The 21,593-nt window shown below is 44.6% G+C and carries 23 protein-coding genes; 10 read left to right on the top strand and 13 right to left on the bottom strand.

The features are described from left to right. Window positions 1-43 precede the first annotated feature (43 nt). The 6 genes from AB2J24_RS10740 (at window position 44) to AB2J24_RS10715 (ending at window position 7,053) form a co-directional block, all read left to right on the top strand. Window positions 44-943, top strand: coding sequence for a LysR family transcriptional regulator (locus AB2J24_RS10740; RefSeq protein ID WP_367385480.1), 900 nt, complete (start codon window positions 44-46; stop codon window positions 941-943). Between the two features lie 97 nt (window positions 944-1,040). Then, a complete protein-coding gene (locus tag AB2J24_RS10735; protein ID WP_367385479.1) occupies window positions 1,041-1,520 on the top strand; it encodes a formate dehydrogenase subunit gamma in 480 nt (159 codons plus the stop codon). Next, complete coding sequence (locus tag AB2J24_RS10730; protein WP_367385478.1) at window positions 1,517-3,064, top strand: formate dehydrogenase beta subunit; 1,548 nt, start codon at window positions 1,517-1,519, stop codon at window positions 3,062-3,064. The genes AB2J24_RS10735 and AB2J24_RS10730 overlap by 4 nt, the downstream gene beginning before the upstream one ends. A 5-nt stretch (window positions 3,065-3,069) precedes the next feature. Then, window positions 3,070-5,955 carry a formate dehydrogenase subunit alpha gene (gene fdhF, locus AB2J24_RS10725; RefSeq protein ID WP_367385477.1) on the top strand — a complete coding sequence of 962 codons (2,886 nt, stop codon included), beginning with the start codon at window positions 3,070-3,072 and terminating at the stop codon, window positions 5,953-5,955. Between the two features lie 5 nt (window positions 5,956-5,960). Then, a complete protein-coding gene (gene fdhD / locus AB2J24_RS10720; RefSeq protein ID WP_367385476.1) occupies window positions 5,961-6,818 on the top strand; it encodes a formate dehydrogenase accessory sulfurtransferase FdhD in 858 nt (285 codons plus the stop codon). Further along, complete coding sequence (locus AB2J24_RS10715; protein WP_162653918.1) at window positions 6,808-7,053, top strand: formate dehydrogenase subunit delta; 246 nt, start codon at window positions 6,808-6,810, stop codon at window positions 7,051-7,053. The genes fdhD and AB2J24_RS10715 overlap by 11 nt, the downstream gene beginning before the upstream one ends. Before the next feature lie 49 nt (window positions 7,054-7,102). Here AB2J24_RS10715 and AB2J24_RS10710 read toward each other — a convergent pair whose 3' ends face one another. Both AB2J24_RS10710 and AB2J24_RS10705 read right to left on the bottom strand, forming a co-directional pair. Next, the gene (locus AB2J24_RS10710; RefSeq protein WP_367385475.1) at window positions 7,103-7,390 is read right to left on the bottom strand and encodes a hypothetical protein; all 288 of its coding nucleotides are present in this window, start codon (window positions 7,388-7,390) and stop codon (window positions 7,103-7,105) included. A 12-nt stretch (window positions 7,391-7,402) separates the two neighbouring features. Next, on the bottom strand, window positions 7,403-7,693 hold the full coding sequence (locus AB2J24_RS10705) for a putative quinol monooxygenase (protein ID WP_367385474.1): 291 nt from the start codon (window positions 7,691-7,693) through the stop codon (window positions 7,403-7,405). A gap of 123 nt (window positions 7,694-7,816) precedes the next feature. Here AB2J24_RS10705 and AB2J24_RS10700 point away from each other — a divergent pair, with 123 nt between their 5' ends. Beyond that, window positions 7,817-8,722, top strand: a complete 906-nt coding sequence (locus tag AB2J24_RS10700) for an AraC family transcriptional regulator (protein ID WP_367385473.1) — start codon at window positions 7,817-7,819, stop codon at window positions 8,720-8,722. Between the two features lie 406 nt (window positions 8,723-9,128). On the opposite strand, the gene AB2J24_RS10695 is transcribed toward AB2J24_RS10700, so the two are convergent. Next, a complete protein-coding gene (locus AB2J24_RS10695) occupies window positions 9,129-9,791 on the bottom strand; it encodes a glutathione S-transferase family protein (protein ID WP_367385472.1) in 663 nt (220 codons plus the stop codon). Window positions 9,792-9,802: 11 nt separating this feature from the next. Next, complete coding sequence (locus AB2J24_RS10690; RefSeq protein WP_367385471.1) at window positions 9,803-10,219, bottom strand: antibiotic biosynthesis monooxygenase family protein; 417 nt, start codon at window positions 10,217-10,219, stop codon at window positions 9,803-9,805. 67 nt (window positions 10,220-10,286) lie between these two features. Here AB2J24_RS10690 and AB2J24_RS10685 point away from each other — a divergent pair, with 67 nt between their 5' ends. Continuing rightward, the gene (locus tag AB2J24_RS10685) at window positions 10,287-10,865 is read left to right on the top strand and encodes a TetR/AcrR family transcriptional regulator (RefSeq protein ID WP_367385470.1); all 579 of its coding nucleotides are present in this window, start codon (window positions 10,287-10,289) and stop codon (window positions 10,863-10,865) included. Window positions 10,866-11,034: 169 nt separating this feature from the next. Here AB2J24_RS10685 and AB2J24_RS10680 read toward each other — a convergent pair whose 3' ends face one another. From AB2J24_RS10680 to cysG, 5 genes are all read right to left on the bottom strand, one after another. Then, window positions 11,035-11,175, bottom strand: coding sequence for a hypothetical protein (locus tag AB2J24_RS10680; protein ID WP_367385469.1), 141 nt, complete (start codon window positions 11,173-11,175; stop codon window positions 11,035-11,037). Window positions 11,176-11,332: 157 nt separating this feature from the next. Further along, window positions 11,333-11,812, bottom strand: coding sequence for a DUF934 domain-containing protein (locus tag AB2J24_RS10675; RefSeq protein ID WP_367385468.1), 480 nt, complete (start codon window positions 11,810-11,812; stop codon window positions 11,333-11,335). Window positions 11,813-11,821: 9 nt separating this feature from the next. Beyond that, the gene (locus AB2J24_RS10670; protein WP_367385467.1) at window positions 11,822-13,489 is read right to left on the bottom strand and encodes a nitrite/sulfite reductase; all 1,668 of its coding nucleotides are present in this window, start codon (window positions 13,487-13,489) and stop codon (window positions 11,822-11,824) included. A 9-nt stretch (window positions 13,490-13,498) separates the two neighbouring features. Continuing rightward, a complete protein-coding gene (locus AB2J24_RS10665) occupies window positions 13,499-13,813 on the bottom strand; it encodes a DUF2849 domain-containing protein (protein ID WP_367385466.1) in 315 nt (104 codons plus the stop codon). Window position 13,814: 1 nt separating this feature from the next. Beyond that, the gene (gene cysG, locus AB2J24_RS10660; RefSeq protein WP_367385465.1) at window positions 13,815-15,254 is read right to left on the bottom strand and encodes a siroheme synthase CysG; all 1,440 of its coding nucleotides are present in this window, start codon (window positions 15,252-15,254) and stop codon (window positions 13,815-13,817) included. Between the two features lie 164 nt (window positions 15,255-15,418). On the opposite strand from cysG, the gene AB2J24_RS10655 reads away from it, so the two are divergent. Beyond that, on the top strand, window positions 15,419-16,027 hold the full coding sequence (locus AB2J24_RS10655) for a deaminase (protein WP_367385464.1): 609 nt from the start codon (window positions 15,419-15,421) through the stop codon (window positions 16,025-16,027). 17 nt (window positions 16,028-16,044) lie between these two features. Next, a complete protein-coding gene (mazG, locus tag AB2J24_RS10650; RefSeq protein WP_367385463.1) occupies window positions 16,045-16,863 on the top strand; it encodes a nucleoside triphosphate pyrophosphohydrolase in 819 nt (272 codons plus the stop codon). Here the strand turns inward: mazG and hflX are convergent. From hflX to trkA, 4 genes are all read right to left on the bottom strand, one after another. Beyond that, a complete protein-coding gene (gene hflX, locus AB2J24_RS10645) occupies window positions 16,858-18,171 on the bottom strand; it encodes a GTPase HflX (RefSeq protein WP_420883649.1) in 1,314 nt (437 codons plus the stop codon). The two genes, mazG and hflX, sit on opposite strands and share 6 nt — an antisense overlap. Before the next feature lie 75 nt (window positions 18,172-18,246). Continuing rightward, window positions 18,247-18,495 carry an RNA chaperone Hfq gene (gene hfq / locus AB2J24_RS10640; RefSeq protein ID WP_162653891.1) on the bottom strand — a complete coding sequence of 83 codons (249 nt, stop codon included), beginning with the start codon at window positions 18,493-18,495 and terminating at the stop codon, window positions 18,247-18,249. A 210-nt stretch (window positions 18,496-18,705) separates the two neighbouring features. Further along, a complete protein-coding gene (locus tag AB2J24_RS10635) occupies window positions 18,706-20,193 on the bottom strand; it encodes a potassium transporter TrkG (RefSeq protein WP_367385462.1) in 1,488 nt (495 codons plus the stop codon). Window positions 20,194-20,202: 9 nt separating this feature from the next. Beyond that, a complete protein-coding gene (gene trkA / locus AB2J24_RS10630; protein WP_162653887.1) occupies window positions 20,203-21,579 on the bottom strand; it encodes a Trk system potassium transporter TrkA in 1,377 nt (458 codons plus the stop codon). Window positions 21,580-21,593 lie beyond the last annotated feature (14 nt).

Raw genomic sequence — 21,593 nt, 5'->3', positions numbered from 1 at the left:
AATCTCAGATTATGAATATACGACAGTAGTTGGGAAAACACAGATGATCGATAAGCTGGAGTTCTATCTTGCGCTCGTAAAACATGAGCATTTTGGCAAAGCGGCGGAGGCCTCCGGCGTTACACAACCAACCTTGTCATCAGCCATTCGTCAGCTGGAAGATCATTTGGGCGTGGTCCTGGTTCAACGTGGTTCGCGTTTCAAAGGCCTTACACAAGAAGGACAGCGCGTACATGAGTGGGCGCAGAGCATCGTTAATGACACGCGAGCTATGCGCGATGAGATGAAAAATGCGCGAAGCGGATTATCTGGTCATATTCGCATTGCAACCATACCCACAGCATCGGCAACTATCCATGAACTGACGCTACCAATTCTGGAAAAACACCCTTCAGTTTCGTTTACCATCACAGCATGTACATCAATTGAAGTCTTATCCAAGCTTGAAAATTTCGAAATTGATGCCGGTATTACATATTTAAATGATGAACCCTTGAGCGGAAAATTCATTTCTCTTCCGATTTTTGCTGAACAATATCAATTTATTGTAAAAGAAGGCGGTCCAATGAGTGATCGTGACTCCGTCGAATGGAGGGAATTGGAAGGAATACCTTTATGCCTTCTTACGCCAGACATGCAAAACCGCCGGATAATTAATAGATATTTGGATGCTGCTGGCATTAAAATCACCCCGTTGCTTCAATCCGATTCTATGTTGGTGTTATTTTCCCACGTGATGAATGGAAAATGGGCAAGCATTATGCCATTCAATCTGGCTGAACAAATGAGTTTTGGTAGCGATATCAAAGGTATTCCGATTAAAAACCCCAATGCCAAACATATTGTTGGGATTGTTGCGGCCAAACGAGAACCTAATACGCCTGTCGTAGCTGCGCTTCTTTATGAGGCAAATCGCTTGGCACAGCGTAATCTCAAAGCTTGATAGAATTCTTCTATCGATCAACGGGATACACTTATTGATTTTGCAATAATTTCGCGTGATTATACCCAGATAGCTTGCGATTTTGGGAGGTAGCAAAATGTCACTTGGTATTATTACCGATGAGATTGAAGCAGTCACATCTGACATTATTAATAAATTACAATCACTTGAAGGTCCGATGCTGCCCATTTTAAATGGAATACAAGAGACGTTTGGTTATATTCCAAAAGATTCGCTAGCCGTTATTGCTGATAAGCTAAATCTATCGAAGGCTGAGGTGTACGGCGTTGTGAGCTTTTATCACGATTACCGCACGGAACCGGCGGGCAAACATATTGTCAAAATCTGCCGCGCCGAAGCGTGCCAATCCATGGGCATAAATGAATTATCTGATAGATTATTATCACTTTTGGGGCTCAAGTGGGGCGAAACCTCAAAAGACGGCAATGTTACAGTTGAAGCTACATACTGCTTGGGTCTGTGCGCTTGCGCACCCGCTGCCATGGTTGACGGTAAACTGGTTGCGCGACTTGATAGTACTAAAATCGAATCTCTTGCAGCGGAGGTTTCGGCATGAGTGAAAAAATCTTCATCTCACAAGACAGTGCATCCGTCGCGCTCGGTGCTAACGACGTCGCCAACGCGGTCGCGATTTCCAATCAGGGTGTTACAATTACTCGCACAGGTTCGCGCGGCATGATCTGGCTTGAACCTATGATCGAGGTTGAAACACCTAAAGGTCGTATGGCCTACGGTCCAGTAACAGTTGATGATATTGGTCAGCTCTATGATGCAGGCATGCTTGAGGGCAAGCAAGATCATCCACTTTCACTTGGCCTAACTGAAGAAATTCCGTTTTTTAAGAAACAAACACGGCTGGTGTTTGAGCGTTGTGGTCGAACTGATCCGTTATCCTTGGAAGATTATAGGGCTAATAACGGTTTAAAGGGACTTACGGCAGCACTTGCGCAGTCGGCCCAAGATATCGTCAAAACGGTCACAGATTCGGGCCTGCGTGGTCGCGGTGGAGCAGGGTTTCCAACTGGGATAAAATGGAACACGGTCCTTAACGCTCAAGCAGATCAGAAATACATTGTCTGCAATGCGGACGAAGGCGATAGTGGCACCTTTGCTGATCGTATGATCATGGAGGGTGACCCATTTGTTGTTCTTGAGGGTATGATAATCGCTGGCTTGGCGGTAGGTGCCACCAAGGGTTATATCTATCTTCGGTCTGAATATCCTGATGCTGGTATTATTTTGAACAAAGCCATCGACATTGCAAAAGGTAATGGCATTTTGGGCCCATCTGTGATGGGCTCCGATAGCGCCTTCGATATAGAAGTACGCATTGGGGCAGGGGCCTATGTTTGTGGTGAGGAAACATCATTACTAGAAAGTCTGGAAGGTAAACGCGGTATTGTTCGCGCTAAACCTCCTCTCCCTGCTCATAAAGGCTTTATGGGCAAGCCTACCGTGGTCAATAATGTCATTTCGCTCGCTTCTGTTCCAATTATTATGGACAAAGGCGCCGAGTATTATGCTGATTTTGGTATGGGTCGATCTCGTGGTACAATGCCCATCCAAATTGCTGGAAATGTGAGGCATGGCGGTCTCTTTGAAGCAGCATTTGGCATGACGCTGGGTGAGATTGTTGATGAAATCGGCGGTGGAACGGCTACTGGTCGTCCTGTGCGAGCTGTACAAGTCGGTGGGCCTTTGGGTGCTTATTTCCCACGCGATTTGTTTGATACGCCTTTTGATTATGAAGCATTTGCCGCCAAAGATGGCTTGATTGGTCATGCAGGAATTGTTGTCTTTGATGATAGTGTCGATATGCTTGCTCAGGCGCGCTTTGCGATGGAATTTTGCGCCATTGAAAGTTGCGGTAAATGTACGCCGTGCCGAATTGGTTCAACACGGGGTGTTGAAGTTGCAGATAACATTCGCAACGGTGATGATGCAAAAGAGCAGATCGAAATATTGACCGATCTCTGTAACACCATGAAATTTGGTTCGCTCTGTGCATTGGGTGGCTTCACGCCTTATCCTGTTATGAGTGCGCTTACACATTTTCCTGAAGATTTCTTCCCTAAACAGCACATCGAAGCTGCGGAGTAATTGAGATGCCATTGATTAAAGAATTAGATTTCGGAACGCCTGAATCAAAATCAGAAAACATGGTTTCTATCGTGGTTGATGGTGTTGAGGTCTCTGTGCCGGAAGGCACATCCGTTATGCGTGCATCACAGGAAGCCGGCATTAAAGTTCCAAAACTTTGCGCGACAGATATGGTGGATGCCTTTGGCTCGTGTCGTCTTTGTCTGGTAGAAATCGAGGGCCGTCGCGGCACGCCAGCTTCGTGCACAACGCTTGTCGAGGAAGGTATGGTTGTTAAAACGCAGACCGAGCCTCTTAAGAAAATTCGCAAAGGCGTGATGGAGCTTTATATTTCCGATCATCCACTCGATTGCCTAACCTGTGCGGCCAATGGTGATTGCGAATTGCAGGATATGGCAGGCGAAGTTGGCCTTCGTGATGTTCGCTATGGTTATGAAGGTGAAAATCATGTGGTTGCGCGCCAGAATGGCGAGGAAAACCCCAAATATATCGCCAAGGACGAGAGCAACCCATATTTTACCTATGATCCAGCAAAGTGCATTGTATGCTCACGTTGTGTACGCGCATGCGAAGAAGTGCAGGGCACTTTTGCACTGACCATAGAAGGTCGTGGCTTTGACAGCCGCGTATCGCCAGGCATGTCAGGCGATGACTTTATGTCATCTGAGTGTGTATCTTGCGGTGCCTGTGTTCAGGCTTGCCCAACGGCAACTTTGCAGGAAAAATCGATTATTGAAATTGGCCAACCAGAGCATTCGAAGATCACAACATGCGCCTATTGCGGTGTAGGGTGCTCATTTAAAGCTGAAATGCGTGGCGAAGAGCTTGTCCGTATGGTGCCCTATAAAGACGGCAAAGCGAACCGTGGGCATTCCTGCGTAAAAGGTCGTTTTGCTTGGGGGTATGCGACCCATCAAGATCGTATCTTAAACCCAATGGTTCGCGAGAAGGTGACAGACCCTTGGCGTGAAGTGTCTTGGGATGAGGCTTTCAAACATGTTGCAACAGAATTTCGTCGTATTCAGTATCAGCATGGCAAAGGCGCTATTGGCGGCATTACGTCATCTCGTTGCACGAATGAGGAAACATACCTCGTGCAAAAGCTGATCCGCGCTGGTTTTGGTAATAACAATGTTGATACATGCGCACGTGTTTGCCATTCGCCAACTGGTTATGGCCTTGGTCAGGCTTATGGAACATCTGCTGGTACACAAGACTTTGACAGTGTCGAAGATACCGATGTTGCAATCATCATTGGCGCAAATCCATCAGCTGCACATCCAGTGTTTGCCTCTCGCTTGAAAAAACGATTGCGGGCAGGGGCTAAATTAATTGTCATCGATCCTCGTGTAACTGAAACTGTGCGCTCTCCACATGTTGAAGCATCACACCACCTGCCACTACGTCCAGGTACGAATGTGGCTGTGATGACATCGCTTGCACATGTCATCGTCACCGAAGGTCTTGCGAATGAAGCTTTTATTCGCGAACGTTGTGACTGGTCCGAGTTTGAAGACTGGGCGAGTTTTGTTTCAGATGAAAAACATAGCCCAGAAGCAACTGAAAGCTACACTGGCGTTCCAGCCGAGGAGCTTCGCGGTGCAGCTCGTCTTTATGCGACAGGTGGAAATGGTGCCATTTATTATGGGCTTGGTGTAACTGAACATAGCCAAGGCTCAACGACTGTTATGGCGATCGCCAATCTGGCTATGGTAACTGGAAATATCGGCCGCAAAGGTGTCGGCGTGAACCCGCTTCGCGGTCAAAACAACGTTCAGGGCGCTTGTGATATGGGGTCATTCCCGCATGAACTACCAGGTTATCGTCATATCTCCGGTGATGCCACGCGCGACATCTTTGAAAAAATGTGGGATGTTGAACTTAACAATGAGCCAGGTCTTCGCATTCCGAATATGCTTGATGCTGCTGTTGAGGGTTCTTTTCGCGGTATTTACATTCAAGGTGAAGACATATTGCAATCCGACCCTGATACTAAACATGTTCAGGCGGGTCTGGCAGCAATGGAATGTGTGGTTGTGCACGATCTATTCCTCAATGAAACCGCAAACTACGCTCATGTGTTCTTACCGGGCTCCACATTCTTGGAAAAGGACGGCACGTTCACCAATGCCGAACGTCGTATCAACCGTGTTCGCCGCGTCATGTCTCCCAAGAATGGCCTTGCCGACTGGGAAGTAACCCAAAAGCTTGCACAGGTAATGGGTGCGGATTGGAATTATAGCCATCCATCCGAAATCATGGATGAAATTGCTGCAACAACGCCAAGTTTTGCCAATGTGAATTATGATCTTCTCGAAGACAAAGGCTCCGTTCAGTGGCCATGTAACGAAAATGCGCCGGAAGGCACACCAATTATGCACATGGATGGATTTGTGCGAGGGAAGGGGCGTTTCATCCGTACTGAATATGTGGCGACAGATGAGAAATCTGGACCAAGATTCCCGCTTCTTCTGACAACGGGTCGTATTCTAAGCCAATATAATGTCGGTGCACAGACGCGTCGGACAGAAAACTCACGCTGGCATGAAGAAGATCTGCTCGAAATTCACCCGCATGATGCCGAACAACGTGGTATCAATGAAGGTGATTTTGTTCGTCTTGCATCCCGCTCTGGCGAAACAACATTACGGGCGACTTTAACCGAACGTGTGGCAACTGGCGTTGTCTATACAACATTCCACCATCCAGATACGCAAGCTAATGTGATTACGACTGACTTCTCGGACTGGGCAACAAACTGCCCGGAATATAAAGTCACAGCGGTGCAAGTTAGCCCATCAAATGGACCATCCGAATGGCAAATTGAATATAATGAGCAAGCTGATCAATCTCGACGTATCAAAATGCCAGTTATTGAGCCTGCGGAGTAGCAAGCGTGACGCGACGTAAAACATATGCGCATGTTTCTCGTACCATCTCAAAAAATGGTTCCTTAGAAGCTGCTTCACGGACTGTGCCGGAGGAAGTGCCGGTAGCATTTACCTATGGCGGCACAACGCATGCCGTGATGATGGCAACACCCGCTGATATAGAAGATTTTGCAATAGGATTTAGCCTGTCAGAACAGATCATTAGAATGCCAACTGACATCGTGAACATGGATGTACTGGATGTCGGCGAAGGTATTGATGTTCAAATGGAGCTTACCAAAGAATTGCAATCTAATTTTACCGCCGCACGCCGCGCTATGGCAGGCCCTGTAGGGTGCGGTCTATGTGGAATAGAGTCCATCGAAGATATCTTGCGTGAGTTACCAGAACTTAGCGAAAACAAATTTCAATTGTCACATGAAATTGTCAGTCGTGCTGTTGAACAACTTGATAACAAGCAGGAAATTCGTGCGGAAACTGGCGCAGTACACGCCGCAGGTTTCTTATCATCATCAGGTGATCTAGAACTCATTCGAGAGGATGTAGGTCGACATAACGCACTTGATAAACTTCTTGGCGCACTGGCACGAGAAAACAGAGACACGAGCAAAGGCGCAATTGTGCTTACATCACGCGTATCAGTTGATCTTATTCAGAAAATCGCAATTTCAGGCACACCGATATTGATCGCCGTATCAACCCCAACAGCGCTCGCGATACGTACAGCAGAGCAGGCGGGTCTAACTCTGATCGCCCTTGCCCGTGTCGATAGTTTTGAAATTTACACACATCCAAATCGTGTACAGTTGGCTGGTGTTCAATTAGCCAAAGCCCAATCAGAGAGTAATTCAGATGTCGCATGACGAGCATAAAGACAAGCTAAATAAGAAACTGATCCGAATGGGCAACCAGATCGCGACCTTCTTCTCATCACAGGATCAGACAACCGCGTCAAAAGACGTAGCTGAACATATCAATAAGTTCTGGGAGCCCCGCATGCGACGTGATCTATTTGATATATCCGACAAATCAACAGATGGTTTTCATGATTTGCTTGTGGCAGCTTTGCCATCGATAAATAAACCACGTACCGAATGATTCAGATAGATTATCTGGCATCCGCCGCAACGAATGCCAGATAAAGGATTTAAATTAATTGTCTTTGATAAGACTGAGAATTGGATGGTTCGCTATTTTTCCATTCTTCAATCAAAACAATAAAATTATCGTTCTTGACAATTTTCTGGGATAAAAATCCGGGCATTTTACGCCGATTGGTTATCTCTGAAAATTGTGAGTTGGAACCCGATAATTTCATCTTTGTTACCGAAGTTACAATTTTTTCTGAATCAAAGATTTTACTTTTGACAGGCAAGCTGCTGACAGCAAATAAAATGGCAGCCGCAGTTAGTGTTTCGCGTCTGGTAATTTCCATATCGACAAGCCTTTATATCATAACTCTATGATAATACTGAACATCCGGCGGGCCCATCATGTAAGAAAGCAGCTCTTTCATGACACCATTTTCAGAGATTGCAGCTATATAGGCCTGATGGTGCTCTTGTGATTTCCATTCCTCGAGAAGCAACAATTTATTGCTAGTTTCCTCGAATAGAATGGAAACAGACAAAGCACCGTCGAAACCGCGCACTGCGGGTAGTTTTTCTTCCAAAAACGGTTTCAAATCGGCATATGCACCGTCTCGAACAGTCAATTCTAATGTAACCCAAACATTCATATCTTTCTCCTTTTCTTGAGTTGCGACTTTTTAGGAGATAGAAAAGAATTGAGATATCTGCGATAGATCAAAAATGCCGGAAATCGCGCACAAACTTGCGATTGCTCATGAAAGTAAAAACATATGCCGAAATTACTTGCGACTTTTGATGATTTTGACAACAGCTGTCTTATCATCCCGGAAGGTTTGGGCGATTTTGCAGACGCTAAGGCTGTTATGAAATATGGAAAAAGCGCTATATATCATAAGCTTATCAATTCGGAAGCTTTGGATGTCGAGTTTCACGTTAATCTGCCTTGTTTGTGTTTTGTCCTTCAGGGGCAGGAGACTTTTATAACCCCCAACGGTACAGAAATAGTAGTAAATGCCAATGAGATGGTCTTATTTTCTCGAGATGTTCACATGGTATCAAACTTCTACAATAGGTCTGGTCAATTGGAGGCATTTTTATTCTTCTTTGATCAAGATATAATTTCCAAATTCAAGAGACGGATAAGTTCTTCTGACTGCCAAACTGAAGCCAAGGCCAATAGTTACAAAATATCAGCAAATGAAAATCTATCTGAATTTATGCATTCGCTATTGAAAATCTATAACAATTCCAGCGGATCAGCTGATCTTCTGGATATCAAATTAATGGAGTTGCTGCACTTAGTTAAACTGGCTGACAACACAGGTTACTTCGAATCTTTTCTGAGTGAAAATAATGCCGAAAGTGGTCGTCGAAATATCCAGCATATCATGCGTCGGCATTTCACACATAATCTCAAAGTACAGGATTATGCTCGTTTATCCGGTCGCTCAGTCTCAACATTTAACAGAGAGTTCAAACGTCAGTTTAATATTGCACCCAGTCAATGGCTCATCGACAAACGGCTCGCGGAGGCGCATAACCTATTGTTGAAGACACAGATGCAAGTCACTGAAATAGCATTAGAAGTTGGGTATGATAATACATCTCACTTCATATCAAAATTCAAACAGAAATACGGACAAACCCCAAAACGCGTTCAGGCCTCAAACCTATAGTCAGCCACTTTGAAGGCAATGTAAAAGTTCCATAATATATCTTATGCGACTTAAGTTTGTAGCAGGGTACGTTCTATTGGTGTCTCACTTTGGCAAATTAGAGATGTCTCACATTTTGACTTTTTTGTCTTGAGTATATGGGATTGTTAAATGAGAATATATGTTATGAGCGAACGCGATTAAAATTATAGACGATGTTGGAAGTAACATTATATGAGGCACCTTTTGGGTAAATTACAAGGCTCTCTCAACAAATCATTCAAATCTCATAAGAGTATGATCGATGGAGATACTTAAAACATTTGCGAGGCGATCTGTCTTGCAGTCGCCTCGCTTGATTATGCGTAATATCGGCTATGCGTCAAACCTCAGAGGGTTCTCTAACTAATTCGTCTGATGCTAAACCTTAAGCTTCGGTCGCTTCTCTAGGTCGTTTTGGTTCCGGAAAGTTGGGTAAAACTGCTGGTATTGAAACAGCTTTGATCACATTGGGTCGTTCGGCCATCTGTTTGCACCACGCCTCTAGGTTCGGATGTTTTTCAACACCGAAACCCATATGTATTGCTGTGTGCATCCAACCATAGACGGCCATGTCCACAATGGAATATTCATCCAAGAACCATATACCAGATCGGCTCAAATATTCTTCTAATACACCATATAGACGCTCACCCTCTTTAGTGTAGCGCGCAAGTGCATAGGTGTTGTCAAAACCTCCCGAATGAAATGCAAAGTGTGCACGTTGCCCAAATAATGGCCCAACAGAAGCTGCTTGGAAAAACAAAAGCTCGATAGCCTTTGCATACCCGTGATCATCTTCAGGGAAGAAACCTCCCCTCTTCTTTGCCAGATAGAGTAAAATTGCATTTGATTCAGAGATGGTAATACCATTGTCATGATCATGTAAAATCGGAATTTTAGCATTTGGATTCATTGCAATAATATTGGGTTCAAACTGTTTGCCCGAGCGCACGTCGACAGTCTTCAACTCGTAATCAAAGCCCATCTCTTCCAAACCAATTGTAACCTTATAAACGTTTGGTGTATTTAATCCGTAAAGTGTCAACATCAAACCGTTCCTTAGTTTTTGGACTGGTGAACGGACATTATTTTGTAGGGATGGAAGTCTGGTGTGGCCATTGTAAACACCTGCGCCATGTCAGGAGCATTTCCTGACTGAAGTTTGGCAACAAATGCCTCAAGTGACTTTTGGTCCTCCCATTGCGCATAATTTACCACATGTTTGGAATCAAGAGACTTATGGACGTTGCCGGATATGAACCCAGGTTCGTTTATTAAAGTGGATTGTAGCGCTAATTCAAGCTGGGCAACAAGAGCGTCCTGATCTCCGTTCTTTGGTGTTAAAACATTGATCATTGTTAAGATTGGTGCGCTCGGGTCAATTGCGCTGGTTGTCTGTGCGTTCCGTGCAATTGCGATAGACCCGACACTAAGGGATGCGATTAGTGCTGTTGTTGATATGATTTTATAGAACATTGATAATCTCCAATTTTAATATATAGTGATCATTACAGAAATAAAAACGAAACTCAAGGATTATTTAGTGACCGATACAAAAAAGAAGCGTGGACGCCCTCGGGGATTCGATAAAGAGAAAGCGACAAACATCGCACTTAAGCTGTTTTGGGACGATGGTTACGAAGCGACTGGCCTGTCAAAGCTCACCTCGAATATTGGTGTAGGCGCACCTAGTTTATATGCAGCATTTGGATCAAAAGCTGATCTATTTGCCCGGACTGTACAACTATATCAGGATCGCTGTGCGCCCCTGTTTGAGCCGGCTTTTCAGGCAAATAATCTGGAAGAATTTACTGAACTTCTATTTAGCGCTGCGGTTGAAAGCTACACGTCGCCGGATGGAGGACGAGGCTGCCTCGTACTGGATGGCACCCGTAATGCATCTGATCAGGAAGCGCTGGAAATCACACAGAAAATTCGCGACGAATTTCGCGCCCAATTAGTGGTAAAATTGAGTGAGTTAAAGGTTCAATATCCATCCAAGGTGGCAGATACCTACCAAACCGCCATGATCGGATTATCCGGCGCAGCACGCCATCATCTTTCCAAGAACAGATTGCAGGAAATAGCATCAATGCTTGTTCACAGCTTCCAGAAAATTTGAATCAGCTTTTAAGGACTATAATATTAACGTATAAATTACAGCCATGATTATTCGTGCTGCCGCACCATTAATGCCTGCAGTAAAACATTGCCCCAATGCCCTGCCCATGATCCGTTTAATCATCACAATCATTAACAGATCCACAAAATACCAACGGATCGTTCAACTCTTAACGCTTGAACGTTTCACTATAGGATTTTTCAATACCCAAATTTTTCAGATGTGTTTTTGACGGTGCTTTTCCGTTTTCAATCGCGGTACCTACTGCATATGCGCTGCGGACCTGTTGTAATAAGCTGGGAAATTTCATGGCTGTGTTTCCTTAACATTGCTGATAGATAATAGGCCTTCCCTTGCTATAAAGGTAACGCATTTTCATCATTGCAGCGCTGCAATTAGTGCATAGCAACAAATGCCCCACAGTATCTGTTAGATTGCAATATGGGGCATTAAAGGAATTGTGATTTCTAACTTGCTGGCTTTGCCATATATCGCCAGCTATAGGAATTGGCCTTGAGTGGCTCGTCCATTGATGGTTGATAATGATGGCTAATTGCAGGAACGTGCCCCTCGCCCAAATGACGAATTGTTGGCTCATCACTCACTTCAAAACTATCAATCCCACAACGGAGCATAAGAGGCACCTGATCCAAAAGCACATGGCCAAATGCGCGAATTTCACCTTTATATTCAAGACGATCACGCAATAACGATGCATGTGAAAACGCACGACCATCGTTAAAGGCAGGAAAGTGAACAGCCACAATGCTTAATTTATCCAAATACTTGGAAAGTTCAGCCACATCATCTGATGGTTCAATACGTACAGCAAGATCGTTACCTGTCGCATCGGCCAAATCAGAAATCGTAAGATATTCTGCACCATCGGCAAGGATACCAAATTCGCTGTCGGCTTGAAAACCGGATTTTGTCCAAATTTGTGTCATATCAGGTCCTTAAGCCAGTTTTCTCTTGCCATAGAGCGCTTCTTTAAACGGCTCCATACCCACACGACGATAAGCGTCTATAAAGGCCTCATCATCATTTGTGCGAAGGTCCAGATACGTATCAACAACAGTTTCAATCGCATCGGTGATCTTATCTGGCTCAAACCCGGGTCCGGTGATGTTGCCAATGGATGTATTCTCATCCGCCGAACCACCAAGAGTGAGCTGATAAAGTTCAGCACCCTTCTTCTCAACGCCCAAAATACCGATATGACCAACATGGTGATGACCACAGGCATTAATACAGCCGGAAATTTTTATTTTAAGATCGCCAATTTTCTGCTGACGTGCATCATCGCCGAAGCGGTTGGATATCTCTTGTGCAACTGGAATTGAGCGGGCATTTGCCAGAGCGCAGTAATCAAGACCCGGACACGCAATAATGTCTGTCACAAGACCTGCATTTCCTGTTGCCAATCCATGGGCAGCCAAAACGCGATAAAGAGGCTCAAGATCGGCAAGTGCGACATGCGGCAAAACCAAGTTCTGTTCATGTGTGACGCGAACTTCATCATTGCCATATTCTTCAGCCAAATCTGCAACCAAGTCGAGCTGGGCGTCTGTTGCATCACCAGGAACACCACCGATTGGCTTGAGTGAAATTGTCACTGTGCCGTAATCAGGGTGATGGTGCGGGCCAACATTTTGCCCTACCCAGGTTGCAAATGAAGCATCTGCTTTTTTCCATTCAGCCAGCTGTCCCCAACCCTCTGCACGATCTACAAGCTTGGGAGGCTCGAAATATTTGGTTATAGCTGCAATATCTTCGTCCGGAAGCTTAAGTTCTGTATCTTTAAGATGCGCCCATTCAGTTTCGATTTGCGCTTTCAACTCATTAAGACCTGTTTCATGCACAAGGATTTTAATCCGTGCTTTGTATTTGTTATCGCGGCGACCATGCAAGTTGTACACACGCATAATGGCTGTTGTGTAAGATAGTAGATCGCTTTCAGGCAAAAAGTCTTTGACTTTTTTAGCAATCATCGGCGTACGCCCCTGCCCGCCGCCAATATAGACAGTAAAGCCTATTTCGCCTGCATCGTTTTTCACAAGCTGCAAGCCGATGTCATGCACTTGGATCGCGGCACGGTCATTTGGTGCGCCTGTTACTGCAATCTTGAATTTACGTGGGAGAAAAGAAAATTCAGGATGAATAGACGACCACTGACGTAAAATCTCAGCATAGGGACGCGGGTCTGCAATTTCATCGGCGGCAGCACCGGCAAACTGATCTGTTGTTACATTACGAATACAATTGCCAGAGGTTTGGATCGCGTGCATTTCAACGCTTGCTAAATCTTCCAGAATTGCGGGAATATCAGATAGTTTAGGCCAGTTAAACTGGATATTCTGACGAGTTGTAAAATGGCCATAGCCACGATCATACTTGCGCGCAACATGGGCCAGCATCCGCACTTGTTTGGGCGACAAAGTGCCATAGGGAACGGCAACACGGAGCATATATGCATGGAGCTGCAAATATACACCATTCATCAAACGAAGCGGTTTAAATGCGTCTTCTGAAATATCACCAGAAACCCTGCGTTCAACCTGATCTTTAAACTGAGCTACGCGCTCGTTCACGAACGCGTGATCAAACTCATCATATCTATACATTATGTATCCTTAGGCAGCTTTTATCGCTGCGTTATCAGCTAACGCATCATAACCATAGGCAACACTTGGGCCGTGCGAGCGAATGCGCTCACGCAAGCGCGTTGGCCAGATGCCATTTTCTCTTTCAACAACATCGATCACAGCAACATCAACAACAAGATTATCAGAAACGGCTTTTTTGCCAGTATCTTCAAGAGCAGCAACAGCTTCATCATGACGGGCGATAAATGCGTCTTTCAACTCTTCACACCATTCGCCCTGAGCATTGAGCCAAACGCTATTGCCATCGATTAGTTTATTTGCAGTCAAGACTTTAGAAATCATACTATGCTCCAATAGTTGCTTTTAGTTTGTTATTTGAAAATTCAAGAAGCGGTGTTGAATGGTCGAAAGTTGCACCAGCAACGGCTTCCCCAATAATCACCATGACAGGGCCAGCAAGATCTGTTCGATCTTCCAGCGCTGGTAAGTTTTGTAATATGCCATGCATTAGTTTTTTGTCCGCACGACCAGCATTTTCAACAACCGCAACGCTTACACTGCCATCAAGGCCAGCTTCCATAAGCTTATTCGCAACCGTCGCCGCAACTGTGCGGCCCATATAAACCGCAATCGTCGCACCTGAAATTGCCAAACGTGCCCAATCAGGTAACGCGGCACCTGTTAGATCGTGACCTGTTGTGAAAACGAGTGAAGATGACACACCGCGAAGAGTAAGCGGCAAATCAAAATCAGCGGCCGCGGCAAATGCGGATGTGATTCCCGGCACAATTTCATAAGAGATGCCGGCATCGCGCAATGCGGCCATTTCCTCACCAGCACGGCCATATATGAGTGGATCGCCAGATTTAAGACGCACTATGCGTTTTCCAGACGATGCTAGTTCAACAAGTAGATCATTGATTTGATCTTGTGATTTTGAATGACAGCCCTTGCGTTTTCCAACTGATATACGTTCCGCATCACGGCGCCCCATATTTACAACTGCCATTGGTACAAGCGCGTCATATAAAATTACATCAGCTTCCATCATGACGCGCTGTGCACGCAATGTCAGCAAATCTTCTGCACCCGGGCCCGCACCCACAAGCCAAACATGACCTTGGGCTTCTTCACGCTCACGCAGAATACGCGTAGCGATACGTCGGGCATCTGAAATATTGCCCATTGCCACTTTATCGGCAATATCGCCAGTAAAAAAACGACGCCAGAAAACGCGGCGAGTTACGCCACGTGGCACCATGTGATCAACGGCTTTACGATACTGCTGTGCAAGTCGCGCCAGGGGACCAAGAGAGGGAGATAACATCTGATCTATACGAGCACGTACGATCTGACCAAGAACCGGCCCAGCACCTTCTGTACCGATCGCGATTGACAATGGCGCACGGTTCACCAGAGCCGGCGTATAAAAATCACACCAATCTGGCTGATCGACAGCATTTGCCGGGATTTTAAACTCACGGGCAGCGGTTACAATCTGCTGATCAAGCAATTCATCGCCAGTTCCAGCGAATACCATAGCCGCATCTTCAAGTTGGCTAGCATCAAATTTAGCACGAATGAGCTCATAGCCTTCTTTGGCTGCAAATTTAACAAGATCTGCTTCTGGCGCGTCAGCATAAACAATAATGTCGGCACGGCTATTTGAGAGCAGACGCAGTTTTGCAAATGCTTCATCACCATTACCAAAGATCGCAACTTTCTCGCCTTCTACCTTAAAGAAGGCAGGAAATGCGATAAGTTTGTCTTCAATTGCAGCCATAACCAAGTCCTGTTTCGTATCTCGGCGTATTTTGGCTACTTTCAAAATTAAATTGAAGGAACAACAATCGAAGTTTTGATCACGAAGGGTATGATTTTTCTCAATTCGGTGCGAAAAGGAGAAAACGAATTCTCTTACCGTATTTTCTAACCGGAGAGCCAAATATGACGCCACCAAACTTTAACGATGAAATCTTGCTTACTAAGATGCTAAATGTGTTGGAGAATGATATCGTTCCGATGACCCAGAAAGGTGTTGAACTCGGCAATAAAATTTTTGGTGCAGCAGTCTTGCGAAAAAGTGATTATTCGCTTGTTTTGGCAGAAACAAATAACGAGATGGAAAATCCACTTTGGCATGGCGAAGTGCATCTTTTAAAACGATTTTATGAAATGGATGCGAATAAGCGCCCTCCAACTTCTGAGCTCATTTTTCTGACCACTCACGAGCCGTGCACAATGTGCATGTCTGCAATTACATGGGCCGGATTTGACAATTATTTCTACTTCTTCTCACATGTTGATTCTAAAGATGCATTTGCAATCCCTCACGATCTCAAAATCATGAAAGAACTTTATGGACTGGATGCAGGTGGCTACAATCATGAGAACGCATTTTTTACGGCAAAAGGTATCGTTGAAGGAATAAACTCTCTCAATAGCGACAAAAAGGCTGATCTTCTGACGCAAGTAGATAGAATTGCTAAAAGCTATGATGAAATGTCGGCAACCTATCAGAACAGTAAATCAGAAAATGATATTCCGCTAAGTTAAATAGCCAGGAAGTTAATATGACACCTTCAAACGATATTGTGCGTTTACTTGAAGTAATGGCCGCACTTAGGGATAAAGAAACAGGCTGTCCTTGGGACATTGAGCAAAATTTCGAAACAATTAAACCCTATACATTAGAGGAAGCTTACGAGGTTGCGGACGCTATAGAACGAAATGATCCTGAGGATTTATGTGACGAATTGGGAGACTTGTTGTTGCAAGTCGTCTTTCACGCACAAATGGCCAAGGAGGAAGGTCTATTCTCATTCGAGGATGTGGTTTATGCAATCAATAAAAAGATGATCCGCCGACACCCACACGTTTTTGGCGACGGTAATGCGAAAACAGGTGGAAAAGTAAAAATCCGTTGGGATGAAATCAAAGCCGAAGAAAAGCAGGAACGTAGTGAAAGACGCCGCGCTCGTGGTTTAGCTGAGGAAGATAGCAGAGGTCTACTGGATACAGTTTCACGCGCGATGCCAGCCAATGAAGAGGCATTAAAAATTCAGCAAAAGGCATCAAAAGTTGGTTTTGACTGGAATGATCCATCATTGGTTTTAGATAAGATGGAAGAAGAAATCGCTGAATTACGGGCTGAAATTTCTAAGGGAAACAAAGACCAAGTCGCGGATGAAATGGGCGATTTGATGTTTGTTCTCGTCAATCTGGCACGGCATTTAAATGTCAATCCTGAGATGGCCCTACGCGGTACTAATACAAAATTTCGAAAACGTTTTTCGTATATAGAACAAAATCTTGCAGATAATAATTTAGATATTAAATCAGCAACATTAGAGCAGATGGAAGCCCTTTGGGTTGAGGCAAAATCTTTATAGAAAATGGACTTGATGTCGATTCAAAAGTTCTTCGGCATCATGCTCTGTTACCTCAATATCTAATTGAACAGACCCATCTTCCTGATCTTTTCTGGCCAATACTTTTGTGTTCTCATAAATCCAAGGCAATATCCGCATCTGAGCTGGCTTTAATTCAATTGTGCGTTCCGTAATTCGACCGGATAACTCCTTCTCAATTAAATTTAGAAGCTCACCAATGCCCTGCCCTGTAAGCGCAGACACACCTATCGCCTTTTCATGCCCGTCAGCCTTCTCACGGAATTGATTGGCTATTTCAGGCTCAAGATCATCCAACTTATTCCAGACCTCAATGATGTTTGCGTTCTCTTTGTCCTTAAGACCAAGAGTAGACAAAATCTGCAAGACGTCATTCGCCTGAATTTCATGATCTGGATCAGTCATATCCCGCACATGGAGGATTAGATCGGCCTCCAGCACTTCCTCTAACGTGGCACGGAATGCCGCAACTAAGTGAGTGGGTAAATCGGAAATAAATCCCACTGTATCAGACAAAATAACCGAACGCCCGAGAGGCAGCGACATTTTACGAAGGGTTGGGTCTAGCGTTGCAAAAAGCATATCGTGAGCCAACACATCAGCGCCGGTAATTTTGTTAAAGAGCGTCGATTTACCGGCGTTCGTATATCCTACAAGGGCGACGATAGGGTGCGGGACCTTTTGCCGTTTAGAGCGATGAAGTTGCCTCGTGCGCCGAACCTGCTCCAGTTCACGCTCTAAACTTGAAATACGGCTTTGCAGCATGCGCCTATCAGATTCGATTTGCGTCTCACCTGGACCACCCATAAAGCCGCCGCCGCCGCGTTGACGTTCCAAGTGCGTCCAACTGCGCACCAAACGTCCTTTTTGATAATTCAGATGGGCCAGCTCTACCTGCAACACACCCTCTTTTGTAGAGGCTCGTTTACCAAAAATTTCGAGAATGAGCCCCGTACGGTCAATAACCTTACAATGCCAAGCCTCTTCCAGATTTCGCTGTTGGATAGGCGATAATGCGTGATCAACAATGACAAGTTCAGCCTCATACTGCTTGATAAGGCTTGCGACCTCGTCCACCTTACCTGAACCAAGCAAGGTTGAGGCTTTAGCTTTAGGTAAGGTGACGGTCAGCGACAACACAACGTCCAGATCAATCGCATGAGCTAGACCGATTGCCTCGTCTTTACGTGCTTCACCATCCCGCATCACCTCTGTTCCGAGTGAGACCTGTTTGGGATCAGATCGTCGCCGGATTGTCGGAACAATGACTATGGTGCGGGCAGCACGAATGCCATCATCTGTTTCTAAACCAGTCGAGTCTTGCTTAGAAAATGGTGTATCGAACGTATCTATTGCTTCTGATCCTTATTGATCGCCAGCACCTTCTTCGATTTCAAACATCTGCAATTGGGAGCCTGGCATGATAGTGGAGATGGCATGCTTATAAACCAATTGTGAGTGACCGTCACGTCGTAATAGTACACAAAAATTATCGAATGATGTAACAACGCCTGTCAATTTAACACCGTTGATCAAAAATATTGTGAGTGACATTTTTTGTTTTCGAACGCTGTTCAAAAATAGGTCTTGCAAATTTTGAGATTTATCAGCCATATTTTTTTTCCCCGTTTTCTATATTGTTTTTCGGATCTATTTATTAGCTTCAACATTGTGGTGCAGAAAATAAAGCAATCAGCATTCACATCTAACAGTCTCAACTAGAAACATAAATGGTTAAATTTAGTAGTTTCTGGAAAATTTTAGATTGTTTTTATTCAAAATCGACTGATTTGGCTATTTTTTCAATCACCGCTATATGCCAACCTATCGATTTAACCAATATCTGAAATTCAGAACAGCAAAAACGGCGATAACTTCAAGGCGTCCGACCAGCATTAATGCGCTAAAAACGATGTAAGACAATGTATTTCCATCGCTCAAAGACGGCCACGCGACACCTTCAGCTAGCGAAATTTCGGATAGTGTCGGAATAAGCGCATCATAAATTGGGGCTGCGTTAGAAAAAAGTGCAATTGCCAATGTCGCCGCAGCATCAAATGAAAACCCAAAGAATGAAATTAGAAAGGCACCAATGCCTACCAGAATAAGTGAGAGAATAAAGTGTGACCAAATCGCTGCCATTTTTTGCTCATCGATCACAACTTCACCAAATCGAAGATTTTGAACACTTGTGGGATGAATGAGTTTCTTCAATTCACGCAGAGCATGGGCAGCCATCATTGCGATTCGATATATCTTGATCCCACCTGTCGTTGAATAAATGCTCGCACCAATAAGAACGACGGCAAGAACCAATACATCAGGAAGAACGGCTATCGCACCGGGGCGGGTTTCCATTCCACTTGTTGCAATAAGAGACGTTGCTGAAAACAACCCCTCGAGAATATGTAACAAAGCATTTTCTGCAGATCTTTCTGAGCCGGCAAGCGAAGCATATCTAAAACCGTAAACGAGACTTAGTACAAGCAATGCAACCAAAATATAATTCAGTTCAACATTTTTGCGTAAAAATGTTCTTGGACTCCTAATAATACTGCGTCGCCAAAAGATGTTTAGAGTACCAACAAGAAGACCAATAATGATAACGAATTGTCCAAAACGGCCAACATTTTCGTCCAATGCACCTTCGAATGGAGTAAAGCCACCGGTCGCAATTGCGACCATAGATAACATCATTGAGTTAAGGCTTGTAACACCCGACGCCATTAATCCAACCGCAATCAGAAGCGTGATAATAACATACTCTGTAATTAATCGTTGATAACCAGAGGAATCCGGCAGCCATGTTTTATTGCCAGATTTCGGTCTAAGGGTGCGCTCGGTATTAATAAGACCACCAAATTCACCCGGAGCTAGAATATGTAGCACAGACACAAGGGTGAGAAACCCTCCGTACCACTCCATACATGCGCGCCAGACCAACATTGTTTGACTGGAGGCCGATTTTGAAATTAAAGACCCGCCCGATGTTGTTAATGCGGCTACGGATTCAAACCATGCAGCGCCCAACGGCATATTCAAAAACACCATGAAACTAAATGCGCCAACCAACGATGTGATAAGCCATAAACTTAAGAGCGAAACAAAACTTAAGGAGCGGGACAGGTTATATTCAAGATCAGCAATCGCTGCCAAGATAACAATTGATACAAATATTCCAAGCGTAGAAAATATGAGCATTATGCCAGCAAGACCACCCTCACCTTGCCCCAAAGCCACCAATATAGGGATCAATAAGAGCGAGGAAAGTCCGAAAATTGCAAGAGCAATTACATGTACTATACCTGTCATCACAACGCCTTAGAAAAACTCAAGACTGACCCTGAAGAGCTGCTCAACAGCCTTTACTGCATCGGCCGTTGCCAAGATAATAACACGATCATGGGCCTTAATCTGTGTAGCTCCATTTGGTTTGATAACGTTGCCGTCGCGATAGACCGAACCTATACGCATACCTTTTGGTAATTCCAATTCACCTATTGGCTTACCAACCAATGCGGAAGTTTCTAAAGCTTCTGCTTCAATAACTTCAGCAGCCCCCTTCTGCAACGTATATACCGAACGAATTCGACCTCTGCGCACATGCTGTAAAACGCGAGAGATCGTTACGGAGCGCGGATTAATGTCTGCGTCAATTCCAATTGATTTTGTAAACTGCTGATATGTTGGACTATTGATCAAGGCAAGATTTGCACTGCAACCTAAGTGCTTTGCCATAACGCAAGACAAAATATTAATCTGATCATCGTTCGTCAGCGCTATCATAAGATCCGCGTCTTGAATATCAGCCTCCACCAATATTTTTTGTTCAATTGATGAACCATTCAAAACAACTGTTTTATCTAGATTATCAGCAACTTTGAGCGCGCGGTTACGATTATATTCGATGATTTTGACGCGCGTTCGCGACTGACTCTCTTCAATTTTCTTGGCTACATATTCACCAATATTGCCACCACCTGCAATAACAATACGTTGAGCTTCCTGCTCCTCATGCCCAAATAGCGCTAGTGTACGATTAACATGGTTATAACTCGACACAACGTAAGCAACATCACCAACTTCAAGTTGATCAGATGAGTTTGGAACAATAAACTCACCATTACGCCAAACACCAACAATGGTTGCTAAAAGGTCTGGAAACATTTCTGTTAACTGGACAAGTGGCCTATCGACAACCGGGCAATTTTCCTGACATTCAATCGCTGTCATGACGACTTTGTCATCAGCAAAACTCACCACATCAATAGCGCCAGGCAGGGCAATACGGCGCAATACTTTTTTTCCGACTTCAATCTCTGGTGAAATAATGACATCAATTGGCATATGATCGCTGGAAAATAAATCAGACCAATGCTGTTGCAAATATCCCTGAGCACGAATACGGGCAATTTTCTTGGGAACATTGAAAAGTGAATGAGCTACCTGGCAAGCGACCATGTTAACTTCATCAGAAAGCGTAACCGCTATAATCATATCAGCTTGTTCGGCACCAGCGCGCGCAAGTATTTCAGGATGAGCACCATGGCCAATATAGCCCCTTACATCAAGGGTATCGCGGATAACCTGAATAAGCTCTTCGGATGTATCAATAATAGATACGTCATTTTCCTCGGCGGCCAATCGTTCAGCAATACCGTATCCGACACGCCCTGCACCACAAATTATAACTTTCATGGCTGTCCCTTATA

This window comes from Lentilitoribacter sp. EG35 (assembly GCF_040784015.1).
Classification (GTDB): Bacteria; Pseudomonadota; Alphaproteobacteria; order Rhizobiales; family Rhizobiaceae; genus Lentilitoribacter.
This window is presented reverse-complemented; position numbering and strand designations above follow the sequence as displayed.

What these genes read in the sequence shown, in the direction of transcription:
- AB2J24_RS10740 (WP_367385480.1), top strand. Translation starts at nt 44, where the DNA reads ATGATCGATAAGCTGGAGTTCTATCTTGCGCTCGTAAAACATGAGCAT.
- AB2J24_RS10735 (WP_367385479.1), top strand. Translation starts at nt 1,041, where the DNA reads ATGTCACTTGGTATTATTACCGATGAGATTGAAGCAGTCACATCTGAC.
- AB2J24_RS10730 (WP_367385478.1), top strand. Translation starts at nt 1,517, where the DNA reads ATGAGTGAAAAAATCTTCATCTCACAAGACAGTGCATCCGTCGCGCTC.
- fdhF (WP_367385477.1), top strand. Translation starts at nt 3,070, where the DNA reads ATGCCATTGATTAAAGAATTAGATTTCGGAACGCCTGAATCAAAATCA.
- AB2J24_RS10715 (WP_162653918.1), top strand. Translation starts at nt 6,808, where the DNA reads ATGTCGCATGACGAGCATAAAGACAAGCTAAATAAGAAACTGATCCGA.
- AB2J24_RS10710 (WP_367385475.1), bottom strand. Translation starts at nt 7,390, where the DNA reads ATGGAAATTACCAGACGCGAAACACTAACTGCGGCTGCCATTTTATTT.
- AB2J24_RS10705 (WP_367385474.1), bottom strand. Translation starts at nt 7,693, where the DNA reads ATGAATGTTTGGGTTACATTAGAATTGACTGTTCGAGACGGTGCATAT.
- AB2J24_RS10700 (WP_367385473.1), top strand. Translation starts at nt 7,817, where the DNA reads ATGCCGAAATTACTTGCGACTTTTGATGATTTTGACAACAGCTGTCTT.
- AB2J24_RS10695 (WP_367385472.1), bottom strand. Translation starts at nt 9,791, where the DNA reads ATGTTGACACTTTACGGATTAAATACACCAAACGTTTATAAGGTTACA.
- AB2J24_RS10690 (WP_367385471.1), bottom strand. Translation starts at nt 10,219, where the DNA reads ATGTTCTATAAAATCATATCAACAACAGCACTAATCGCATCCCTTAGT.
- AB2J24_RS10680 (WP_367385469.1), bottom strand. Translation starts at nt 11,175, where the DNA reads ATGAAATTTCCCAGCTTATTACAACAGGTCCGCAGCGCATATGCAGTA.
- AB2J24_RS10675 (WP_367385468.1), bottom strand. Translation starts at nt 11,812, where the DNA reads ATGACACAAATTTGGACAAAATCCGGTTTTCAAGCCGACAGCGAATTT.
- AB2J24_RS10670 (WP_367385467.1), bottom strand. Translation starts at nt 13,489, where the DNA reads ATGTATAGATATGATGAGTTTGATCACGCGTTCGTGAACGAGCGCGTA.
- AB2J24_RS10665 (WP_367385466.1), bottom strand. Translation starts at nt 13,813, where the DNA reads ATGATTTCTAAAGTCTTGACTGCAAATAAACTAATCGATGGCAATAGC.
- cysG (WP_367385465.1), bottom strand. Translation starts at nt 15,254, where the DNA reads ATGGCTGCAATTGAAGACAAACTTATCGCATTTCCTGCCTTCTTTAAG.
- AB2J24_RS10655 (WP_367385464.1), top strand. Translation starts at nt 15,419, where the DNA reads ATGACGCCACCAAACTTTAACGATGAAATCTTGCTTACTAAGATGCTA.
- mazG (WP_367385463.1), top strand. Translation starts at nt 16,045, where the DNA reads ATGACACCTTCAAACGATATTGTGCGTTTACTTGAAGTAATGGCCGCA.
- hfq (WP_162653891.1), bottom strand. Translation starts at nt 18,495, where the DNA reads ATGGCTGATAAATCTCAAAATTTGCAAGACCTATTTTTGAACAGCGTT.
- AB2J24_RS10635 (WP_367385462.1), bottom strand. Translation starts at nt 20,193, where the DNA reads ATGACAGGTATAGTACATGTAATTGCTCTTGCAATTTTCGGACTTTCC.
- trkA (WP_162653887.1), bottom strand. Translation starts at nt 21,579, where the DNA reads ATGAAAGTTATAATTTGTGGTGCAGGGCGTGTCGGATACGGTATTGCT.